This is a genomic window from Glutamicibacter nicotianae, assembly GCF_002797775.1.
In the GTDB taxonomy this organism is placed as follows: Bacteria; Actinomycetota; Actinomycetes; order Actinomycetales; family Micrococcaceae; genus Glutamicibacter; species Glutamicibacter nicotianae.
In genome coordinates this window covers 1,972,530-1,991,571 of the sequence record NZ_PGEY01000001.1, presented here as the reverse complement: position 1 = coordinate 1,991,571, position 19,042 = coordinate 1,972,530, and the positions used below count along the sequence as shown (strand labels likewise).

16 protein-coding genes are annotated in these 19,042 nt (G+C 62.8%); 6 read left to right on the top strand and 10 right to left on the bottom strand.

Annotated features, from left to right (window positions below):
* Nucleotides 1–38 precede the first annotated feature (38 nt).
* The 3 genes from purF to ATK23_RS16455 form a co-directional block, all read right to left on the bottom strand.
* Nucleotides 39–1,562, bottom strand: coding sequence for an amidophosphoribosyltransferase (gene purF / locus ATK23_RS09275; RefSeq protein WP_066141062.1), 1,524 nt, complete (start codon nt 1,560–1,562; stop codon nt 39–41).
* Nucleotides 1,563–1,667: 105 nt separating this feature from the next.
* On the bottom strand, nt 1,668–1,994 hold the full coding sequence (locus ATK23_RS09270; protein WP_066141060.1) for a hypothetical protein: 327 nt from the start codon (nt 1,992–1,994) through the stop codon (nt 1,668–1,670).
* Nucleotides 1,995–1,998: 4 nt separating this feature from the next.
* The gene (locus ATK23_RS16455) at nt 1,999–2,379 is read right to left on the bottom strand and encodes a sterol carrier family protein (protein ID WP_083515562.1); all 381 of its coding nucleotides are present in this window, start codon (nt 2,377–2,379) and stop codon (nt 1,999–2,001) included.
* Between the two features lie 278 nt (nt 2,380–2,657).
* Between ATK23_RS16455 and purD the strand changes: the two genes are divergently transcribed.
* The 3 genes from purD to ATK23_RS09250 all read left to right on the top strand — a co-directional run bounded on the left by purD (nt 2,658) and on the right by ATK23_RS09250 (nt 5,338).
* Nucleotides 2,658–3,944: a phosphoribosylamine--glycine ligase gene (purD, locus tag ATK23_RS09260; RefSeq protein WP_066141056.1), complete on the top strand. Its 1,287-nt coding sequence runs from the start codon at nt 2,658–2,660 to the stop codon at nt 3,942–3,944.
* 15 nt (nt 3,945–3,959) lie between these two features.
* Nucleotides 3,960–4,865 carry a phosphoribosylaminoimidazolesuccinocarboxamide synthase gene (locus ATK23_RS09255; protein WP_066141051.1) on the top strand — a complete coding sequence of 302 codons (906 nt, stop codon included), beginning with the start codon at nt 3,960–3,962 and terminating at the stop codon, nt 4,863–4,865.
* A gap of 110 nt (nt 4,866–4,975) precedes the next feature.
* Nucleotides 4,976–5,338: an iron chaperone gene (locus ATK23_RS09250; protein WP_066141048.1), complete on the top strand. Its 363-nt coding sequence runs from the start codon at nt 4,976–4,978 to the stop codon at nt 5,336–5,338.
* Nucleotides 5,339–5,350: 12 nt separating this feature from the next.
* Here the strand turns inward: ATK23_RS09250 and ATK23_RS09245 are convergent, their stop codons facing one another.
* From ATK23_RS09245 to ATK23_RS09230, 4 genes are all read right to left on the bottom strand, one after another.
* Nucleotides 5,351–7,159, bottom strand: coding sequence for an ABC transporter ATP-binding protein (locus ATK23_RS09245; protein WP_066141046.1), 1,809 nt, complete (start codon nt 7,157–7,159; stop codon nt 5,351–5,353).
* Entirely contained in the window at nt 7,156–8,991 is a 1,836-nt protein-coding gene (locus tag ATK23_RS09240) for an ABC transporter ATP-binding protein (protein ID WP_407645300.1), read from the bottom strand. The genes ATK23_RS09245 and ATK23_RS09240 overlap by 4 nt, the downstream gene beginning before the upstream one ends.
* A 162-nt stretch (nt 8,992–9,153) precedes the next feature.
* Complete coding sequence (locus ATK23_RS09235) at nt 9,154–10,107, bottom strand: metallophosphoesterase (protein ID WP_066141040.1); 954 nt, start codon at nt 10,105–10,107, stop codon at nt 9,154–9,156.
* Nucleotides 10,108–10,227: 120 nt separating this feature from the next.
* The gene (locus ATK23_RS09230; protein ID WP_245858353.1) at nt 10,228–12,378 is read right to left on the bottom strand and encodes a transglycosylase domain-containing protein; all 2,151 of its coding nucleotides are present in this window, start codon (nt 12,376–12,378) and stop codon (nt 10,228–10,230) included.
* Nucleotides 12,379–12,762: 384 nt separating this feature from the next.
* Between ATK23_RS09230 and ATK23_RS09225 the strand changes: the two genes are divergently transcribed.
* A complete protein-coding gene (locus ATK23_RS09225; RefSeq protein ID WP_066141034.1) occupies nt 12,763–13,239 on the top strand; it encodes a RidA family protein in 477 nt (158 codons plus the stop codon).
* Between the two features lie 61 nt (nt 13,240–13,300).
* The gene (locus ATK23_RS09220) at nt 13,301–14,215 is read left to right on the top strand and encodes an NUDIX hydrolase (protein WP_038991698.1); all 915 of its coding nucleotides are present in this window, start codon (nt 13,301–13,303) and stop codon (nt 14,213–14,215) included.
* 70 nt (nt 14,216–14,285) lie between these two features.
* On the opposite strand, the gene ATK23_RS09215 is transcribed toward ATK23_RS09220, so the two are convergent.
* Entirely contained in the window at nt 14,286–14,963 is a 678-nt protein-coding gene (locus ATK23_RS09215) for a Crp/Fnr family transcriptional regulator (RefSeq protein ID WP_022874282.1), read from the bottom strand.
* Nucleotides 14,964–15,167: 204 nt separating this feature from the next.
* On the opposite strand from ATK23_RS09215, the gene ATK23_RS09210 reads away from it, so the two are divergent.
* Nucleotides 15,168–16,358, top strand: a complete 1,191-nt coding sequence (locus tag ATK23_RS09210) for a MarP family serine protease (protein ID WP_066141031.1) — start codon at nt 15,168–15,170, stop codon at nt 16,356–16,358.
* 9 nt (nt 16,359–16,367) lie between these two features.
* Here ATK23_RS09210 and aroQ read toward each other — a convergent pair whose 3' ends face one another.
* Together aroQ and acs are read right to left on the bottom strand one after the other, a co-directional pair.
* Nucleotides 16,368–16,820, bottom strand: coding sequence for a type II 3-dehydroquinate dehydratase (gene aroQ, locus ATK23_RS09205; protein WP_066141028.1), 453 nt, complete (start codon nt 16,818–16,820; stop codon nt 16,368–16,370).
* Between the two features lie 129 nt (nt 16,821–16,949).
* Nucleotides 16,950–18,926, bottom strand: a complete 1,977-nt coding sequence (acs, locus tag ATK23_RS09200) for an acetate--CoA ligase (RefSeq protein WP_100339261.1) — start codon at nt 18,924–18,926, stop codon at nt 16,950–16,952.
* Between the last annotated feature and the right edge of the window lie 116 nt (nt 18,927–19,042).

Below are 19,042 nucleotides of genomic sequence, written 5' to 3'. Positions count from 1 at the left end.
GCCCTTTGCAACGGGATGGTTGGGGATCGTGAAGGGGATTAGCTGTTGATTTCGAACTCGGCATCAGGGCCCGGCTCGCAGCCGGCCTGGTTGCTGCGCTCCAGCAGGTTCTTGCCGCGGCGCTCCTCATTCGGCAGGGCGATCGGGTAGTCGCCGGTGAAGCAGGCGGTGCACAACCGTTCGCGCGGCTGGCGGGTTGCTTCGATCATGCCGTCTTCGGAAATGTAGGCCAACGAGTCGGCGCCGATGGAGGTGGCGATCTCGTCCACGGCCGCGCCGTTGGCGATCAGCTCGGCACGCGACGCGAAGTCGATGCCGTAGAAGCAAGGCCACTTCACCGGAGGCGAGGAGATCTTCACATGCACCTCGGCGGCGCCGGCCTCGCGCAGCATGCGCACCACGGCACGCTGGGTGTTGCCGCGCACGATCGAGTCGTCGACCACGACCACCCGCTTGCCGCGCAGCACCGATTCCAGGGCGTTGAGCTTGAGCTTGATGCCCAGCTGGCGCAGGGTCTGCGAGGGCTGGATGAACGTGCGGCCCACGTAGGCGTTCTTCACGAAGCCGTGGGTGAACGGGATGCCGGATTCTTCGGCGTAGCCGATGGCGGCCGGGGTTCCGGACTCCGGCACCGGGATCACGATGTCCGCTTCCGCGCTGTTCTCGCGGGCCAGCTGGCGGCCCATTTCCACGCGGGATTCGTAGATCGAGCGGCCGGCGATGGCGGCATCCGGGCGGGCCAGGTAGACATACTCGAAGACGCAGCCCTTGGGGGTGGACTCGGCGAAGCGGGTGGAGCGCACGCCGTTCTCATCGATGGCGATCATTTCGCCTGGCTCGATTTCGCGGATGAACGAGGCGCCGACGGTAGCCAGTGCAGGCTGCTCGGAGGCAACTACCCAGCCGCGATCCAAGCGGCCCAGGACCAGCGGGCGAACGCCGTGCGGGTCACGGGCCGCGTACAGGGTGTCCTCGTTCATGAAGACGAAGCAGAAAGCGCCTTCGATTTTCGGCAGCAGCTCCAGCGCGGTTTCTTCCAGCGACTGGCCTTCGGAGCCGGCCAGCAAGGCGGTGACCAGCGCGGTGTCGGTGGTGTTGCCCTGGGCGAGTTCGCCACGGACCTTGCCGCCTTCGGCCCGCTGCTTGGCGGAGACCATGTCGGCCAGGTCGGCGGAGTTGGTCAAATTGCCGTTGTGGGCCAGCGCGACGGTGCCGGTCTGGGTCGGGCCCAGGGTCGGCTGCGCATTGGCCCAGTGGCTGGCACCGGTGGTCGAATAGCGGCAGTGGCCAATGGCCAGCTGGCCGGTCATGGAGTTCAGCGTATTCTCGTCGAATACCTGGGAGACCAGGCCCATGTCCTTGTAGACATTGATGCGCGCGCCATCGCTCGTGGCGATGCCGGCGGATTCCTGTCCGCGGTGCTGCAGGGCATACAGGCCGTAATAGGTGAGTTTTGCGACCTCTTCGCCAGGAGCCCAAACGCCGAAAACGCCGCATTCATCCTGCGGGCCCTTGTCGCTTGGAAGCAGGTCGTGATTTAAGAATCCATCGCCACGCGCCATGTTGGTTATTCTCTCATGTTCCGGTTGGTCGACACCGACCAAGAATGTGGTGGGTGGCGGCCAGGTGCGCGGCCGCCTGCTCTTCTAATTCAGGAGAAAAGCTGCCTAGCCTTGTTGTCCGCTGGAGTCAGTGTCCTCGGCCAGAGGAACTGCCAGATGCTTGGTGGTTTTGCGTGAGGTCACGCGGTCAACAATCACATATGCCAGTGCGCCGATGCCTACGCCAAAGCCTGCGCCGAAGATTGCAAAGAATCCGGAGGCCGAGGCACGGGTGTATTCCTGCGACGGTTCGCCAAGCAGTCCGATGATGAGGCCGACTAGCGCGCCGAAGACCGCGAAGGTCAGAATGAATGGCCAGAACTTAGGCGATGAGTGAATTTGCACTTCAACGCCCTGATCGGCAGGCGACGGTGTAGCGGGGTGTTGCTCCATGCCTTTAAGGGTACTCAATAAGTGGTAGGTGTGCTGACAAGTCTGCCCTAAGTCCCGAAGCGTGCAATTGCCCAGTTTGCAGGGCTTCGGCCCAACTTATGCGGCCAGTAGCCAAGGAAAGCCAGAGTTCAGCAGGCATTTCGACCACATTCGGGGGAGTTCCGCGGGTATGCCGAGGCCCGGCTATGCACTGGGTCACACCGAAGGGCGGAACGCGCACCTCGACCGAATTGCCCTCGGCGCGGGAAGCCAGCTCCTCCAGCGAAAACCGCACTGCCGTGGCCAGCACCGGCCGGGCTGTTTTTCCTTGTCCCCGCGCGGTTGAGGACCATTCGCGCAAGGCCGCTCGGCCAGCGGTTTCGTCAACGCGCCGTTTGATCGCCATGGGTCGATTCCACTTTCTCTCAATGACAGAGAAACGTCACATTCCTCTGTGCGGGATCCCTGCCGCGGATCCGGGAAAACCGTAAATCCAGCCATGCCAACTCTAGTCCAACTCGCCGAACGCCAGCTGACAGCTTCGAAGGTGCTCCGGTGCAGTACCGGAAGCGAAATCGGCCGGCGTGCGGGGACCCGGATGCCGTTCGAGTGCAGAGCCGGGCGCTGGCCTTGCGTGCGTCATAGACGCGGTTGGCCCATGGATTCTCCGGTAAACTCGACCGCGTGAAGGTACTGGTTATTGGCCCAGGCGGCCGTGAACATGCAATTGTCCGTGCACTGAGTGCAGACCCCTACGTCAACGAAGTTCATTGCGCCCCCGGCAACGCCGGTATCGCACAGGACGTCACCACCCACGCAATCGACGCGCAGGACCCTGCAGCAGTCGTCGCGCTAGCCCAGGAACTGGACAGCGACCTGGTGGTCGTCGGACCCGAAGCGCCACTGGCCGCAGGCGTCGCCGATGCCCTGATCGCCGCGCAGATCCCGGTCTTCGGCCCGACCCAAGCCGCCGCGCAGCTCGAAGCCTCCAAGGCTTTCGCCAAGAACGTCATGGCTGCCGCCGAGGTTCCCACTGCGATGGCCCATGTGGCCGCCACCCGCGAGGAAGCGGCCAATGCGCTGGATGACTTCGGTGCACCGTACGTGGTCAAGGACGACGGCCTGGCCGCTGGCAAGGGCGTGGTGGTCACCAGCGATCGCGAGGAAGCACTGGAGCACGCAGATGCCTGCTTCGCGGCCGGCGGCACCGTGGTCATCGAGGAATTCCTCGACGGCCCTGAAGTATCCCTGTTTGTCATCTGCGATGGCAAGCATGCCGTGCCGTTGTCCCCGGCGCAGGACTTCAAGCGCATCTTCGACAATGACGAAGGCCCGAACACCGGCGGCATGGGTGCCTACTCGCCGCTGGAATGGCTGCCGGAGAACTTCGTCGACGAGGTCATGGACCGGGTCGCCTACCCGACCCTGCGCGAAATGGAAAAGCGCGGCACCCCGTTCACCGGCGTGCTGTACTGCGGCCTGGCCATCACCAAGCGCGGCATCCGCGTGATCGAGTTCAACGCGCGCTTCGGCGACCCGGAAACCCAGGCTGTGCTGGCACGCCTGAAGACGCCGCTGGGCGGGGTGCTGCTGGCTGCCGCCACGGGCCGGCTGGATGATGCCGAGCAGCTGACCTGGTCCGCGCAGACCGCGGTCGATGTGGTCATCGCCGCGGAGAACTACCCGGACACCCCGGTCAAGGGGGCAGTGATCTCCGGCCTGGACGCAGCCAACGCGATCGACGGCGTGCACGTGATGCATGCAGGAACTTCTGCCGACGCGGACGGGAACATCATCGTTTCAGGCGGCCGCGTGCTGGCAGTGGTGGGCCTGGGCGATGGCTTGGCCGCGGCCCGCGCCGCGGCCTATGCCGGGGTAGCCGAGATCAGCTGGGATGGCGCCCAGTCGCGCACCGACATTGCGCTGAAGGCCGAACGCGGCGAGATCGTCATCGCCAACGACAGCAAGTAGAGGACAACAGAACTCATGGCAGGATTCCAGACCGAAGTGCTCGACCTCGAAGGTTGGGACCATTTCTACTCGGGCAAGGTACGCGACCTGTACGTGCCTGCAGGAGCCAGCTTCGAAGAGACCGACCGGGTCCTCGTGGTGGCTTCCGACCGCATCAGCGCCTACGACTTCGTGCTGGCCAGCGAGATCCCGGACAAGGGCAAGGTGCTCACCCAGCTCAGCCTCTGGTGGTTCGAGCAGCTGGGCGGCTTCGCCAACCACGTGATCTCCACCGACGTGCCGGCCGCCGTGGCCGGCCGCGCCATGGTGTGCAAGAAACTTGGGATGTACCCGATCGAGTGCATCGCCCGCGGATACCTGACCGGTTCCGGCCTGGCCGAATACAAGGTCTCGCAGACCGTGTGCGAGCTGCCCCTGCCAGAGGGCCTGGTGGATGGTTCGCGCCTGGAGCCGGCGCTGTTCACCCCGTCGGCGAAGGCCGAAGTGGGGGAGCATGACGAGAACATCTCCTTCGCCCAGACCGTGGACCGCGTGGGCACCGAGGTCGCCGAAGCGCTGCGCGAGAAGACCGTGGCCCTGTACGAGCAGGCAGAGAAGATCGCCCGCGCACGCGGCATCATCCTGGCCGATACCAAGGTGGAATTCGGTGCCGATCCGGCCACTGGCGAGATCACCCTGGGCGATGAGGTGCTGACCCCGGATTCCTCGCGTTTCTGGGATGCCGAAACCTACCAACCGGGCCAGGCGCAGGCCAGCTTCGACAAGCAGTTCGTCCGCGATTGGCTGACCTCGGCCGCATCGGGCTGGGACAAGAACTCGGGCGAAGAGCCGCCGCTGCTGCCAGCGGAGATCATCGAGAAGACCCGTGCCCGCTACATCGAGGCCTATGAACGGCTGACCGGACAGGCCTTCAACGCCTAGCCCGGATGCCCAGCGACAGGACCCCGTACCGCCGATTAAGGCAGTGCGGGGTCCTGGGCTTAAGCCGAGCCATCTGGCGGCGGTTGGAAACGGGTGGCTAGACTCAAGGCATGGCTGGCAAAGCGGCAAGGGTGGAAGAATATCTCGGTGCGCTGGAACCGGATTTCCGGGCGGAACTCGAAAGGATTCGGGCCCTGGTGAAGGAACTGGTTCCGGAAGCGGAAGAAACCATGAGCTATTCGATGCCCATGCTGAAGTACAAGCAGCGTGCCTTGGTCGACTACACCGCGTCGGAGAAGCACCTGAGCTTCTACCCATCCTGCTGGGCCATTGAGGAGCTGGAAGACCGGTTGGAGGGCTTCAGCAAGACCGTCCATGCAATCCGATTCACTCCGGCCGCGCCGTTGCCCGACAACCTGATCAGGGACCTCGTGCTCGTCCATGTCCGGGAGGTTGACGCGGGAAGGCAGTAGGCGCCCGCCAGGCTACACCAGCGAGTCCTTCCACGCCTTGTGCAGGGCCGCGAAGCGCCCGTCATCGGCAATCAGCTGGGCCGGGGTGCCGTCCTCGGCGATCTTGCCGTCGTGGACCACCAGCACCCGGTCAGCGATCTGCACGGTGGACAGGCGGTGCGCGATGATCAGCGCGGTGCGGTTGCCCAGCAGGGTTTGCAGTCCGCGCTGCACTGCCCGTTCCGAAGGGATATCCAAGGAGCTCGTGGCCTCATCCAGGATCAGCACCGCAGGATCGGCCAGGAAGGCGCGGGCGAAGGAGATCAGCTGGCGCTGGCCGGCCGAGACGCGTCCGCCACGCTTGTTCACGTCGGTGTCATAGCCTTCGGGCAGGTCCATGATGAACTCGTGGGCTCCGACCGCGCGGGCCGCATCCTGGATCTGATCCAGCGAGGCACCCGGACGGCCCAGCGCGATATTCTCGGCGACCGAGCCGGAGAAGAGGAAGGCCTCCTGGGTGACCATGACGACGTGCTGGCGCAATTCCTTGTTGGACAGTTCGTTGATCGGCACCGAATCCAGTTCCAGGGTGCCCGAACGAAGGTCGTAGAAGCGGGCAATGAGCTTTGCCAGCGTGGACTTGCCGGCACCGGTCTGGCCCACCACTGCCACTGTTTGCCCGGCGGGGATCCGCAGGTCGAATTCCTCCATGATCACCGGGCCGTCGCCGTAGCCGAAAACCGCGTCCTTGAAGACCAGCTCGCCGGCCACCTTTCCGATGCTGCGCGGGGCAGCAGGCTCGCGCACGCTCGGTTCCTCCTCCAGCAATCCCGAAACCTTCTCCAGTGCGGCGGTGGCCGACTGCAGCGAGGAGTAGAACATCGCGATCTGCTCGACTGGCTGGAACAGGCGCTTGGATGCGAGCAGGATGGCCACCATCGCGCCGACCTGCATGGTGCCGTCGATGATGCGGAACCCGCCGTAGGCCAGCAGCGAGGCCACCGTCAGGTTGCCGATCAGCACCAGGCCGGGCTGCAGCACGCCGAAGAGGTTGAAGGAACGTACCGAGTTCACCCGGTACTGCTCGGCGAGATCCGAGTAGTTCTCGTCGTTGGCTGCCTCGCGGCGGAACGCCTTGACCGCGCGGATGCCGGTCATCGTTTCCACAAAGGTGGAGATGACCCTGGCCGACACCACGCGGGATTCGCGGTACAGGACCTCGGAGCGGCGCTGGTACCAGAAGAACAGGAGCGTGACCGGGATGGCTGCCACACAGACCACCAGGCCGCTGCGCCAGTCGAGGAAGAAAATCGAGGCCAGGGTGAAAACCACGAACACGCAGGAGGAGGCCAGTTCCGAAACGCCCTGGTCCAGCAGTTCGCGCAGCGTTTCCAGATCAGAGGTCTGCCGGGAAATGATCCGCCCGGAAGTGTAGTTCTCGTGGAATTCGAGGCTCAAGCGCTGGGTATGGCGGAAGACCTGCTGGCGAAGATCCAAGAGCATCGCCTGGGAGATCCGTGCCGCGCTGGTGATGTACCAGGAGAGCAGCACGCCGCTGAGGACCGCACCGAGGATGTAGCCTGCACCGGTCAGACCCAACGCGCCCCAGTTGCCTTCGCGCACCTGAGGCAAGGTCCAGTCGATGGCGAAGGCGATCAGCACCGGTAGCAGCACGCGCGCCGCATTGGATACCAGCACCAGCACCACGGTGAGGATGAAAAGCTTCTTCTGCGGCATGGCCAGGGCGGCCAGCAGCCGGAAAGAGCGCTGGCGCACGACCTTGCGTTCGGCCGCAGAGAGCTTGATGGCGTCTTCATTGGCAACGCCCAGGGGCTTGCTCATCGGGAAACCTCCGAGGTGGCTGGCTGCTCTTCGTCGTCCAGGCTGGCGATGACGAAACGGTAATGCTCATTGGTGCTCAGCAGATGGGTGTGGCTGCCCACCGCATCGATGCGGCCATCGCGCAGCAATGCGACCCGGTCGGCGAGCATCACGGTCGAGGGCCGGTGCGCCACGATCAGCGTGGTGGTCCCGGCCAGCACTTCGCGCAGCCGCTCGGTGACCAGTTCCTCGGTGCGCACATCCAGAGCCGACAGCGGGTCGTCGAGGACCAGGACGCTCGGGCGTGCGGCGATGGCACGGGCCAGGGCGATGCGCTGGCGTTGCCCGCCGGAGAGCGAAAGGCCCTCCTCGCCGATCAGGGTGTCCACCCCGTCGGGCAGGGCATAGGCGAACTGCGCCTGGGCGACGTCCAATGCTTCTGCAAGCAGCGCTTCGCGCTGCCGCTCATCGAGGTGTTCCGGTGCGCCGAGCAGCACATTGCCCCGAATGCTGGTGGAGAACAAGGTGGTGTCCTCGAAAGCCACGGCGATTTCCGCTCGCAGCTGCTCAAGGTCCCAGTCCTTGACGTCCTGGCCATGGACCAGCACCTTGCCGGCGGTGGCTTCGTGCAGGCGCGGCACCAGGTTCAGCAAGGTGGACTTGCCCGAACCGGTGATGCCCACCAGGGCCATGGTTTCCCCGGGGCGGATTTCCAGATTGATGTCGGCCAGGATCGGCCGGTGGGTGCCGGCGGTATCAGGGTAGGCGAAGCGCACATGCTCCAGCTTCACGCTGCCATCGCGTTCTGCCGGGATCTGCGGCTGTGCGGGGGAGGCGATGTCGTTGATTGAATCCATCACTTCGAAATGCCGGTCCAGGGCAGTTTTGGTGCTCAGCGTCATGCCCAGCAGCATGCCCATGCCTTCGACGGGGCCGGCGATGACCGCGGCGATCGCGAAATAGGCCACCAGCGAGCCGACGCTCAACGTGCCGTTGGCGACCTGGGCAAGGCCGATGACCAAGCCGATGCCCAGAATGGTTTCGGGGACGGCAACGACGGTGAGCAGGAAGCTGGCCAGCGTCTTGGCCTTGGTGATTTCGGTTTCCTGCAGGGACTTGGCCTGGGCGTTGAAGCCCTCGTAGACGTGCGGCCCGCGGCCAAAAGCCTTGATGACCCGGATGCCGTGCACGGATTCTTCCACGGCGGTGGCCAGGTCGCCGGCCTGGTCCTGGCTGCGCCGGCTGGCGGCCCGGTAGTCGTTGCGGAAGCGGTAGGCCTTGATGGCAATCGGGATGGAACCCAGCAGGTAGAGCAATCCCAGGATCCACGAATGGGTGAACATCAGCACCAGGCCGGTGACGACGGTGACGGTTTCAACTACCAGCATCATCGCGCCGAAGGCGAGCCAGCGGCGCAAGAGGGACAGGTCCGACATGGACCGGGAGAGCAGCTGTCCCGAGCCCCAGCGTTCGTGAAATGCCACAGGCAGACGTTGCAGGTGCTTGTAGAAGCGGATGCGCATCTGCGCTTCAAGGCCTGCTGCGGGATTCAGCACGAATTGGCGGCGCAGGAAGATCAGCAGCGCTTCGACGAAGCCCAGCGCGGCGATGATGCCGACGGAAATCCACACTTCCGAGGCCGCTCCATCACGCTGCAGCACGACGTTCACCAGCCAGGCGAGGACCTGTGGGATGGCCAGGGCGACAATGCCTGCTCCGAGCGCGCAAAGGAAACCGCAAAAGAGCCGAGGGAAGATCGGCTTGACGAAGGGAGCGAGACGCTTCAGCGTTGCAGTGAGCGGGACCGGATCATTGGATCCATTCGGTTGAGCCTGAGCCACGGTACCCCGCATTCATCCAGAAGTTCGACAGAGCTACAGACTACCGGCAGTAGTTGGGATAATTCAATCAATGCGCCGCTTTGGGAAAGAAGTGCTTCACAATGGATGCGAATAATCCCCGGCCGAGCACCAGCAAGGTGCTAGACCGGGGATGATCTGGAAGAATTTCCTGCTTTAGCCGCGGGCCGCCAGGGTGACCAGCACGGCCTCCGGCGGGCAGGCAAAGCGGATCGGGGCGAAGCGCGAGGTGCCGATGCCGGCGGAAACATTCAACGGAACGGTGTTGCCGTTGTAGTCCCAATCGGTCAAGCCGCGGGCACGCCAAGTCGGCAGGTCGCAGTTGGAGACCAATGCGCCGTACCCGGGGATGCAAACCTGGCCGCCATGGGTGTGGCCGGCGAAAATGACATCGGCCTGCGCCTCGGTGAATTGGTCCAGGACCCGCTGGTAGGGCGCGTGGGTGAGCGCGATCCGCACGTGGGGCGCCTGGATGCTGGAGGAGGACCCGCGCGGCCAGCCCGCGAAGTGGTCGAGATCGAGGTGCGGATCATCGACACCTGAAAGGTCCAGGCGCAGGCCGTTGAGCACGGTGGAATGCGCGCGGTTGGACATATTGATCCAGCCGGCGCTGCCGAAGGCACGGTGCATCTCTTCGAACGGCAGCTTGTCGCGGGAGGCTGGACTGGGGGTTACGGTTGAGGGAGCCAAGTACTTGAACGGGTTCTTCAGCTTCGGAGCGTAATAGCAGTTCGAGCCGGGAACGAACGCGCCGGGGAAAGCCATTAGCGGTTCCAGCGCCTTGATCAGGGCCGGTACGCCCTTGCGGTGGCTGAGGTTGTCGCCGGTGTTGATGACGAAGTCGGGCTCCAGATCTGCCAGGCTGCGCAGCCACTGGGTTTTGGCTTCCTGCCCCGGAACCATGTGGATGTCCGACAGGTGCAGGACCTTGATGTCGCCGTATCCGCGCGGCAGGACCTTGAGCGTCTCATGGCGCAGCCCGAACTTCTGGGCCTCCAGCATGCCATAGCCAACCAATGCGCCGCCGATGGCCAGGGCGCCGCTGGCGGCGAGGGCCACCGTGCCACTGGCGTGGCGCAATGCCGAAACGAAATTATTCTGTTCAACCATGACTTCTATGCCATCGTCCTTTCAAGCCCTGAGGCCACTTCAGCTGAAGTTCTCCTATGCCAATCTAAACCGGAAGGCCGCGTTCAACCAAAGTTGAACGCGGCCTTCGCAGCTCACTAGCTAGTCGTCGGACTTTTTGCCGTTTCCGTTGCCATTCCCATTGCCGTTGTCGTTTCCCCGGCCAATGTCGCGGGCGTCAGGCTTCGAGGAGGATTCTTCCTTCGGCTTGGAATCATCCGTCGAATCTTCCTTGTCATTGTCCTTCTCATCCGAGTCGGACTTGGAATCCTCTTCTTCCTTCGGCTTTGGTGGAGGCGGCTGGCGGCGGGCCGAACCGAAGCTGTTGCGCTCGTATTCGTGCACAGCCTCTTCCATGAAGTCGACCCAGAGCGGGGCGGCGTAGGTCGAGGAGTCGACCATCCATGGCGCCTTTTCGTCGTTGATCATCGCACCGTGCATCTCGTTCTTTTCGGTTGCGGCCTTGCCTTCCAGGCGGCCTACCCAAGCAGCGGTGGAAATGCCGGTGGTGTAGCCGACGAACCAGGTCGAGGTGGCGTAGTCGTTGGTACCGGTCTTGCCGGCGATCGGACCGTCGACCCGCCCCTTGGACACGCGCTTGGTGGCGATCTTCTGCAGCGTGCCGTTCAGGTCGGCGATGTAGGTCGGGTCGACCTGCTGGGAGCAGGTCTCCTTCTTGACCTTGTATTCGTTGCCGTCCTTGTCGGATACACCGGTGATGGCGCGTGGTTCGCAGTACTCGCCCTTGTTGGCGAACGCCGCAAAGGCTGCAGCCTGGGACAACGGGGTGATTTCTGCAGCGCCCAGGATGAACGACGGGTTTGCTGGGCTGATTGGAGCTGGTCCGCCCTTGGCACCATGATCGAGCAGCCCCAATTTCTTGGTGTAGTCGGCGATGGTGCACAGGTCGGTCTTGTACGCTTCCTGGACGGTCGCGGTGTTAATCGACCAGTACAGGCCGGTATCCACGGTCATCGAGCGGTAGAAGCCGGGGGAAGCGTTCTTCGGGGTCCAGTCAGCGGTGTAGGTGGTGCCGCCGGGCAGGCAGGAGGCCTTCCACTTGTTGCCGGCAGTGAAGTGCTGCTTCTTGGCATTGATCTTCTCGTACATGCGGTTGCCTTCAGCAAGCCAACCCAGCGTGGTGTACGGCTTCATGGTCGAACCGCCCTGGAAGCCACCAGCACCGCCGAGCGCACGTGGTACTGCGAAGTTGTAGTAGGTGTTCTTGCCCGAGTTCTTGATTTCCGGACCGTAGGTGGTGTTCTGCGCCATGGTCAGGATCTTGCCGGTGCCCGGCTCGACCGAAACGATGGAGGAGTAGATGTCGGTGTTGGACTTGGCATCTGGGTCAATGGCCTTCGCAGCGTCCTTGGCGGCCTTCTTGTTCAGCTTGCTGTTCAGGGTGGTCTTGACGGTCAGGCCCCCGCGGTACAGCAGGTTTTCGCGATCTTCCTTGGTCTTGCCGTAAGATTCATCGGTCAAGATCAGGTTGGTGACGTAGTCGCAGAAGTAGGCATTTTCCTTGGCCGCGGTGCAGCCGGAAGGCGAGATGCTCGGATCCAGTTCAAGATCCGACTTGACTGCCTGGTCGTATTCCTTCTTGGTGATCGCGCCGGTGCGGTACATGTTGCCCAGCACCTTGTTGCGGCGATCGATGGAACGCTCAGGGTTGTTGATCGGGTTGTAGACGTTTGGCAGCTGGACCATGCCGGCTAGCATGGCCGACTGCTGCAAGTTCAAGTCCTTGGCGTCGACCGAGTAGAAGCGCTGAGCGGCAGCCTGCACGCCATACTCGCGACCCGAGAAGAGGACCAGGTTCAGGTAGCCCTCCAGGATCTCGTCCTTGGACATTTCCTTTTCGATAGCCACCGCGTACTTCAGTTCGCGGATCTTGTCCGCATAATCCTTCTGTCCGGAGACGGTGGATTCTTTCGAACCAGTGAGCACCTGGTTGTTCACCAGCAGGTTGTTGACATACTGCTGGGTCAAGGTGGAAGCGCCAGAGCGGCTCGAGGAGGTGAGGTTGCCTACAACTGCACGGGCGATGCCCTTGGGGTCGATGCCCTTGTGCTCGTAGAAACGCTCGTCTTCAACCGAGATGATCGCCTTGCGCATGTTCGGCGAGATGTCATCTAGCTTCACAGGCTGGCGATTTTGCTGGTAGAAGGTCGCAATCGTCTTGCCATCCGCGTCAAGGATCGTGGAAGGCTCCGGGATAGGGAGCTTCTCGAACGAGCTCGGGAGCGCGCTCACGATGTTGTTACCAGTGGTCAAACCGGTTTTAGCGATAGCTGCAATGGGCACGAGCATGCCTGCTGCGAGCACACCACACAGGGCACTGATTCCGAAGAATGCAACGACTTTTCCCAGAGTGGTAGCTGTATCAAAAAAGGGGGACTTCTTGGCTGCCATACCCACTAGTTTACAAGGACGCGCTAACGTATCGAGTATGACTAAATGGGAATACGCCACTTTGCCGCTTTTGATTCACGCTACGAAGCAGATTTTGGACCAGTGGGGTGATGACGGCTGGGAGCTGGTAACCGTCGTTCCTGGCCCCAATGGCTCATCTCCAGTGGCCTACATGAAGCGTCCGAAAGCCTAACGGGCATCAACATCTACTGAAGGAGAAATCCCATGCAAGAAGCTACTTCCTCGCGTGTCGAGGCTCGCCTGGCCGAGCTTGGCCATGCGTTGCCAGCCGTGGCAAAACCGGTTGCGGCGTACCTGCCTGCCGTTACTTCCGGCAACTACGTTTACACCTCCGGTCAGCTTCCGCTGATTAAGGGTGAACTCACAGCGGTTGGAAAGGTTGGCGCCGAAGTTTCAGCCGAGGAAGCAAAGGCCCAGGCACAGACCGCCGCGCTCAACGCGCTGGCAGCCATCAAGGCGGAAATTGGTGATCTAGATCGCATTAAGCGCATCGTGAAGGTTGTCGGTTTCGTGTCGTCGGCACCGGACTTCACCGGACAGCCAGGAGTCATCAACGGAGCCTCCGAATTCTTCGGCGAAGTCCTCGGCGATGCAGGCCTGCATGCACGTTCGGCCGTCGGCGTAGCCGTACTGCCGCTGGATGCACCTGTCGAGGTTGAGGTCGTCGCCGAATTTGAGTAATTCAGGCCAGTTTCCCGCTGCGCGGTCCCGACGGGCTTTCCCGTCGGGACCGCGCAGCGGCATGGTTCGACGGCTCTTCGACCTGCCGCCGCATCAGATTGCCACCGCCGAAAACTGGTTCTCCTTCGGTTCGCGCACCCCGCGTACCCCGCGGCGAGCGTCCTCAGTGTGCCTTGTGAGGGATTCCTCCCACGGTGTGGAAACCTACCTGACTTATCGCCCCGGGGGCTCTCCTCTGGGCAACGTAGCCTTCCCGGGCGGCAGCCATGAGACGAGCGACCGTGCCACCTACCAATGGTTCGGCCCGAGCCTGTCCCAGTGGTCCAAGCGCATGGATTTGCTGGATCAGCAGCTGGTCCAGGCCTATCTGGTTTGCGCCATTCGCGAGCTCTTCGAAGAGACCGGGATCCTGCTGGCCGGAACCGACGAGCAATCCGTCGTTGAAATGACCGATGCCGAAGACTGGATGACCGCCCGCGAAGCCATCGCCGGACAAGATCTTGCCTTTGACGAATTCCTGCGCCGCCGCGGACTCGGTTTGCGTACCGACCTTCTGCGTCCTGTATCGCACTGGCTCAATCCGAACTTTGCCCTGCGCCGCTTCGACACCTGGTACTTCACCGCCACCGTGCCGAACCGCCAGGAAGCCTCATTGCTTCGTGGAAAAGGAAAATGGGGACGTTGGTCTGCTGCCGGAGACATTTTGGCAAAGCGCGGCACCAGCGAGCTGGGGGACAGCATTGGCCAACCCAACACGGTGAACCTCACGCTCTCGGAGATCAGCTACCCGGCGGTGGAAATGATTCTGGAAGCCATGGCGGAAGCCAACGGAGTGATCGCCTACCTCTCGCGGGCGCGATCGCTGAACCTCAAGCATCCGGATCTGCTGGTGCGCGATGGAATCTACTACCTGGAAGTCCTGGGATCCATCAGCGCCGAGTCCTCCCGGCCGTGGCAGACCACTGCCGGGCACTGAGCACACTGCTTAAAACACAACAGGCCGAAAATCCTCTGAGGATTTTCGGCCTGAAATGCTTTGTCGTGCTTTAGCGCGAACGCTGGCGCAGGCGCTGGATGTCCAGGATCACGACGGCGCGTGCTTCCAGGCGCAGCCAGCCGCGCTGGACGAACTCGGCCAGAGCCTTGTTCACGGTTTCGCGGGAAGCACCAACCAGCTGAGCCAGCTCTTCCTGAGTCAGTTCGTGGGCAACCAGGATGCCGTCGGTAGCCGGGCGGCCGAAACGGTCAGCCAGGTCCAGCAGCGCCTTGGCAACGCGGCCAGGAACGTCAGAGAAGACCAGATCGGCCAGGGACTCATTGGTGCGACGCAGACGTGCAGCCAGAGCCTGCAGCAGCTGGATCGAGACCTCAGGGGAGTTCAGGATAGCCTTGCGCATGTTCTCGTGGCTCAGGCCAGCCAGGCGGGTCTCCGACACGGCGGTGGCGGTAGCGTTGCGTGGGTGTGGATCGAACAAGGCCATTTCGCCAAACAGTTCGCCCGGGCCAAGAACAGCAATCAGGTTCTCGCGACCATCCGAAGAGGTGCGGCCGAGCTTGATCTTGCCAGAAACGATGAAGTACAGACGGTCACCCTGATCGCCTTCACGGAACACCGATGCACCGCGGGACAGATCAACCTCGGTCAATTCTTCGGTTAGCGCGGCGAAAACTTCATCACCAAGCGACGCAAACAGTGGCGCGCGACGCAGTACCTCGATATCCATTAAATCTCCTGTCAACAGTAGTAGGCGCTTACTTCATTGTGCCGTATTCGGTAACAATGTGACAGTTTCCACACGTGGTTTAACCAAGAAAATGTTGAAAATCACGCACATTCGACTAAAACTCGCGAATCTGCTCGCAGAAATCCATCAGCTTCTAAGGGTACCTTGGGTCTATACGAACTTTATGAATGAACTGGGGTCTGGGTGCTGGGAATTTTCAGCTGGCTCGATGTAGTCATCTGCGCTGTGTTGCTGATGTTCTTCATCGTTGGAGTTCGCCGAGGTTTCCTGCTGACAGTTGGCGACATGCTCGGCTTGCTCGTCGGTGGCGTCGCCGCATTCTTCGCGATCCCCCTGGTCTCCACCTTTGCCACGAATCCGTGGTGGCGTGTCGGTCTGATGATCGCCACCGCCGCGGTGCTGATCATCCTCGGCCAAGCGCTGGGACGGGTGATCGCGACCCGGATCAGGCACTGGATGAATGTCGATTTCCTGCGTGCCGCAGACCGCATCGCCGGTGGCGTGCTGTCGGTGTTCATCACCGCAACAATCATTGGTGGCTTGGCCTTTTCCACGGCAAGCATGGGTATCCCGAGGCTTTCGCTGGAGATCAGCAAGTCCAAGATGATCGACACGATTCGCGGCCTGACACCCGAGTTTGTCGATGCGGCCATATCTACCGCACGCTCCAAGGTGATCGCTGAAACCCTGCCCGCGTTCCTGGAGCCTTTCGCCCCTCCGGTGCAGGCGCCAGTGGACACCGAATGGGCCGCCAACGACCTGCAGCTGGCAGCCGCGCAATCGGCGGCCAAGATCTCCGGCACCGCCGTGCAGTGCGGCGTTAACCTGACCGGTTCGGGCTTCGTTGTCGACCACGAATTGGTCATGACGAATGCACACGTGGTGGCAGGATTGAGTGCTGCAACCGTGGAGGTCGGCGGTGACGAAGTTCACCGCGGAAAGGTAGTTTATTTCGATCCGCAGGCGGACATCGCGCTGCTTTATGTCGAGGGACTGCAGGCTGAGCCCATCGACCTGGCCACCGATGACCTGATGCGTGGCGACTCGGCAACATTCGTCGGCCACCCGTCGGGCGGACCGCAGCAGATCCGCGGAGCGCTGATCGCCTCGCGCGCCTTCGTCTCCATCGCCAACATCTATGGCGAAGACCCGTCGCGGATTTCGGTCTACCAGCTCACCGCGGAAGTGGCGCAGGGCAATTCCGGCGGACCGCTGCTGGATGAATCCGGCGACGTGGTGGGTCTGATCTTCGCCAAATCCCGCAGCGATGACGAGGTTGGCTTCGCCCTGAGTCTCGAAGAGATCGAGCAAGCCTTGGAACTCGGCAGCCAGCGGCGCACCAGCATCAAGACCGGCGACTGCGTTTCCGGCTGATGCCTGCGGCTACTTGCCGAGCAAATGCGCGAGCTGCTGCACGGCCAGCTTGTAGCCGTGCACTCCCGCACCGATGATGATCGAGCTGGCTACCGGCGAGATATAGGAATGGTGGCGGAAGGCCTCGCGCTTGTGCACATTGGAGATGTGCACCTCGATGGCGGGCAGCCGCACGCCGCTGATCGCATCGGCCAGCGCTACCGAAGTATGGGTGAACGCACCGGGGTTCATGATGATGCCTGCCGCGGTCGTGCGGGCCTCGTGGATCGCGTCGATGAGCACGCCCTCGTGGTTGGACTGCACCGCGCGCACCTCTAGGCCGTAGGCGGCCGCGGTGTCACGGGCCAGCTGCTCGACATCGGCCAGCGTGTCGTGGCCATAGATTTCCGGTTCCCGGGTGCCCAGCAGGTTCAGATTGGGGCCGTTGAGCAGCAAGATGGTGTTCGATGCGTTCTCAGTCATGAACCCAAATCTATTACACGGCAGGCATAATCCAGCGTCGTTGCGCCGGGTCCGTAATACAAGAAGCCGCCGTTCTTCCGCACCAGCGGTGCAGATGAACGGCGGCTCTTGCGGCAGTGCGTGCAGCGGCTACTTGCCCATGGACTGCGCGATCTGGCTCATGACCGTCGAATCCGAGAGCGTGGTGGCGTCGCCGACCTCGCGGCCTTCGGCCACATCCTTGAGCAGGCGGCGCATGATCTTGCCCGAGCGTGTCTTGGGCAGCTCGGGCACCACCAGCACATGCTTCGGCTTGGCGATCGGGCCGATGTCCTTGCCCACGTGGTTGCGCAGGGTCGCCACGACATCCTCGCCCTCGGCAGGCTCGGTCTGCAGGATCACGAACGCGACCACTGCCTCGCCGGTGGTCTCGTCCTTCGCCCCGACCACCGCGGCTTCGGCCACGTACGGGTGGGCGACCAGCGAAGACTCGATCTCGGTGGTGGACAGGCGGTGGCCGGACACGTTCATCACGTCATCCACGCGGCCCAGCAGCCAGATGTCGCCGTCGTCATCCTTCTTCGCGCCGTCGCCGGCGAAGTACATGTTCTCGAAGCGGGACCAGTAGGTGTCCTTGTAGCGTTCCATGTCGCCCCAGATGCCGCGCAGCATGGCCGGCCATGGTTCGCGGATGACCAGGAAGCCGCCTTCGCCGTCGGCTACGGATTCGCCGGCTTCGTCCACCACGTCGATGGCGATGCCCGGTACAGCCACCTGGGCAGAACCCGGCTTGGTGGCGGTGACACCCGGCAGCGGCGCGATCATGTGCGCACCGGTTTCGGTCTGCCACCAGGTGTCCACGATCGGAGCCGGGTGCTCCTTCTTCTCGCCGTTCTTGCCATTGTTGGAGCCGATGACATCGCGGTACCACATCCAGGCTTCCGGGTTGATCGGTTCGCCCACCGAACCGAGCACGCGCAGCGAGGAGAGGTCGTAGCCGTCCGGGATCTCCCGGCCCCACTTCATGAAGGTGCGGATGGCGGTCGGCGCGGTGTACAGGATGGTGACGCCGTACTTCTCCACGATCTCCCACCAGCGGCCCTGGTGCGGGGTGTCCGGGGTGCCTTCGTAGATCACCTGGGTGGCGCCGTTGACCAGCGGCGCGTAGGTGACGTAGGAGTGGCCGGTGACCCAGCCGATGTCTGCGGTGCACCAGAAGACATCGGTTTCCGGGTGCAAATCGAAGGTGTCGCGGTGGGTGACCGCGGTCTGCGTGAGGAAGCCGCCGGTGGTATGCACGATGCCCTTGGGCTTGCCGGTGGTGCCGGAGGTGTAGAGCACGAACAGCGGGTGCTCGGAGTCGTGGGCCACCGCGGTGTGCTCAGTGGCGGCGTTGCCGACCACGTCATCCCACCACTTGTCCAGCGCGCCGAATTCGGTAGGTTCGCCGTTGCGCTTGACCACCAGCACGTTTTCCACGGTGTGCCCCGGTGCTTCCAGGGCGGCATCCACTGCAGGCTTCAGCGGGCTCGGCTTGCCGCGGCGCCAGGTGCCATCGGCGGTGACCACGAGCTTGGCGTCGGCGTCATCGATGCGGCTGCGCAGCGCGTCGGCGGAGAAGCCGCCGAAGACCACCGAGTGGATGGCGCCGATGCGGGCGCAGGCCAGCATGGTGATCACCGCTTCGGGGATCATCGGCAGGTAGACGGCGACGCGGTCGCCCTTGGCCACGCCCAGGGACTCGAAGGCGTTGGCGGCCTTCTTGACCTCCTCGGCCAGCTGTGCGTAGGTGTAGCTGCGGGTATCGCCCGGCTCGCCTTCGAAGTAGATGGCCACGCGGTCGCCCCGGCCGTTCTCCACATGGCGGTCCAGTGCGTTATAGGCAGCGTTGAGCTTGCCGCCGACAAACCACTTGGCAACCGGCGCTTCAGACCAGTCGAGGGTTTCGGTGAAATCGGTGTCCCAGTCCAGTACCTGGCGGGCCTGGTCCGCCCAGTAGCCCAAGCGGTCTTCCTTGGCTGCGTCGTAGCGGGCCTGGGTGGCGATGGCTTGATCGCTGAAGTCCTTGCTTGGGGCAAAGGAGCGGGTCTCGGTCGACAGGTTGTCCAGGGTTTTCGAATCACTCACTGTGTTCGCGTCCTTCCACGTAGTCACAAACGTTTCTCTGTGATCAAAGTTACAGCCTCGGAGGATGAAGGTGTGCTTTGTGTCACTGTGATAGCGGAAATCGGGTAATTTGTGCG

What these genes read in the sequence shown, in the direction of transcription:
- purF (WP_066141062.1), bottom strand. Translation starts at nt 1,562, where the DNA reads ATGGCGCGTGGCGATGGATTCTTAAATCACGACCTGCTTCCAAGCGAC.
- ATK23_RS09270 (WP_066141060.1), bottom strand. Translation starts at nt 1,994, where the DNA reads ATGGAGCAACACCCCGCTACACCGTCGCCTGCCGATCAGGGCGTTGAA.
- ATK23_RS16455 (WP_083515562.1), bottom strand. Translation starts at nt 2,379, where the DNA reads ATGGCGATCAAACGGCGCGTTGACGAAACCGCTGGCCGAGCGGCCTTG.
- ATK23_RS09255 (WP_066141051.1), top strand. Translation starts at nt 3,960, where the DNA reads ATGGCAGGATTCCAGACCGAAGTGCTCGACCTCGAAGGTTGGGACCAT.
- ATK23_RS09250 (WP_066141048.1), top strand. Translation starts at nt 4,976, where the DNA reads ATGGCTGGCAAAGCGGCAAGGGTGGAAGAATATCTCGGTGCGCTGGAA.
- ATK23_RS09245 (WP_066141046.1), bottom strand. Translation starts at nt 7,159, where the DNA reads ATGAGCAAGCCCCTGGGCGTTGCCAATGAAGACGCCATCAAGCTCTCT.
- ATK23_RS09240 (WP_407645300.1), bottom strand. Translation starts at nt 8,991, where the DNA reads ATGCGGGGTACCGTGGCTCAGGCTCAACCGAATGGATCCAATGATCCG.
- ATK23_RS09235 (WP_066141040.1), bottom strand. Translation starts at nt 10,107, where the DNA reads ATGGTTGAACAGAATAATTTCGTTTCGGCATTGCGCCACGCCAGTGGC.
- ATK23_RS09225 (WP_066141034.1), top strand. Translation starts at nt 12,763, where the DNA reads ATGCAAGAAGCTACTTCCTCGCGTGTCGAGGCTCGCCTGGCCGAGCTT.
- ATK23_RS09220 (WP_038991698.1), top strand. Translation starts at nt 13,301, where the DNA reads ATGGTTCGACGGCTCTTCGACCTGCCGCCGCATCAGATTGCCACCGCC.
- ATK23_RS09215 (WP_022874282.1), bottom strand. Translation starts at nt 14,963, where the DNA reads ATGGATATCGAGGTACTGCGTCGCGCGCCACTGTTTGCGTCGCTTGGT.
- aroQ (WP_066141028.1), bottom strand. Translation starts at nt 16,820, where the DNA reads ATGACTGAGAACGCATCGAACACCATCTTGCTGCTCAACGGCCCCAAT.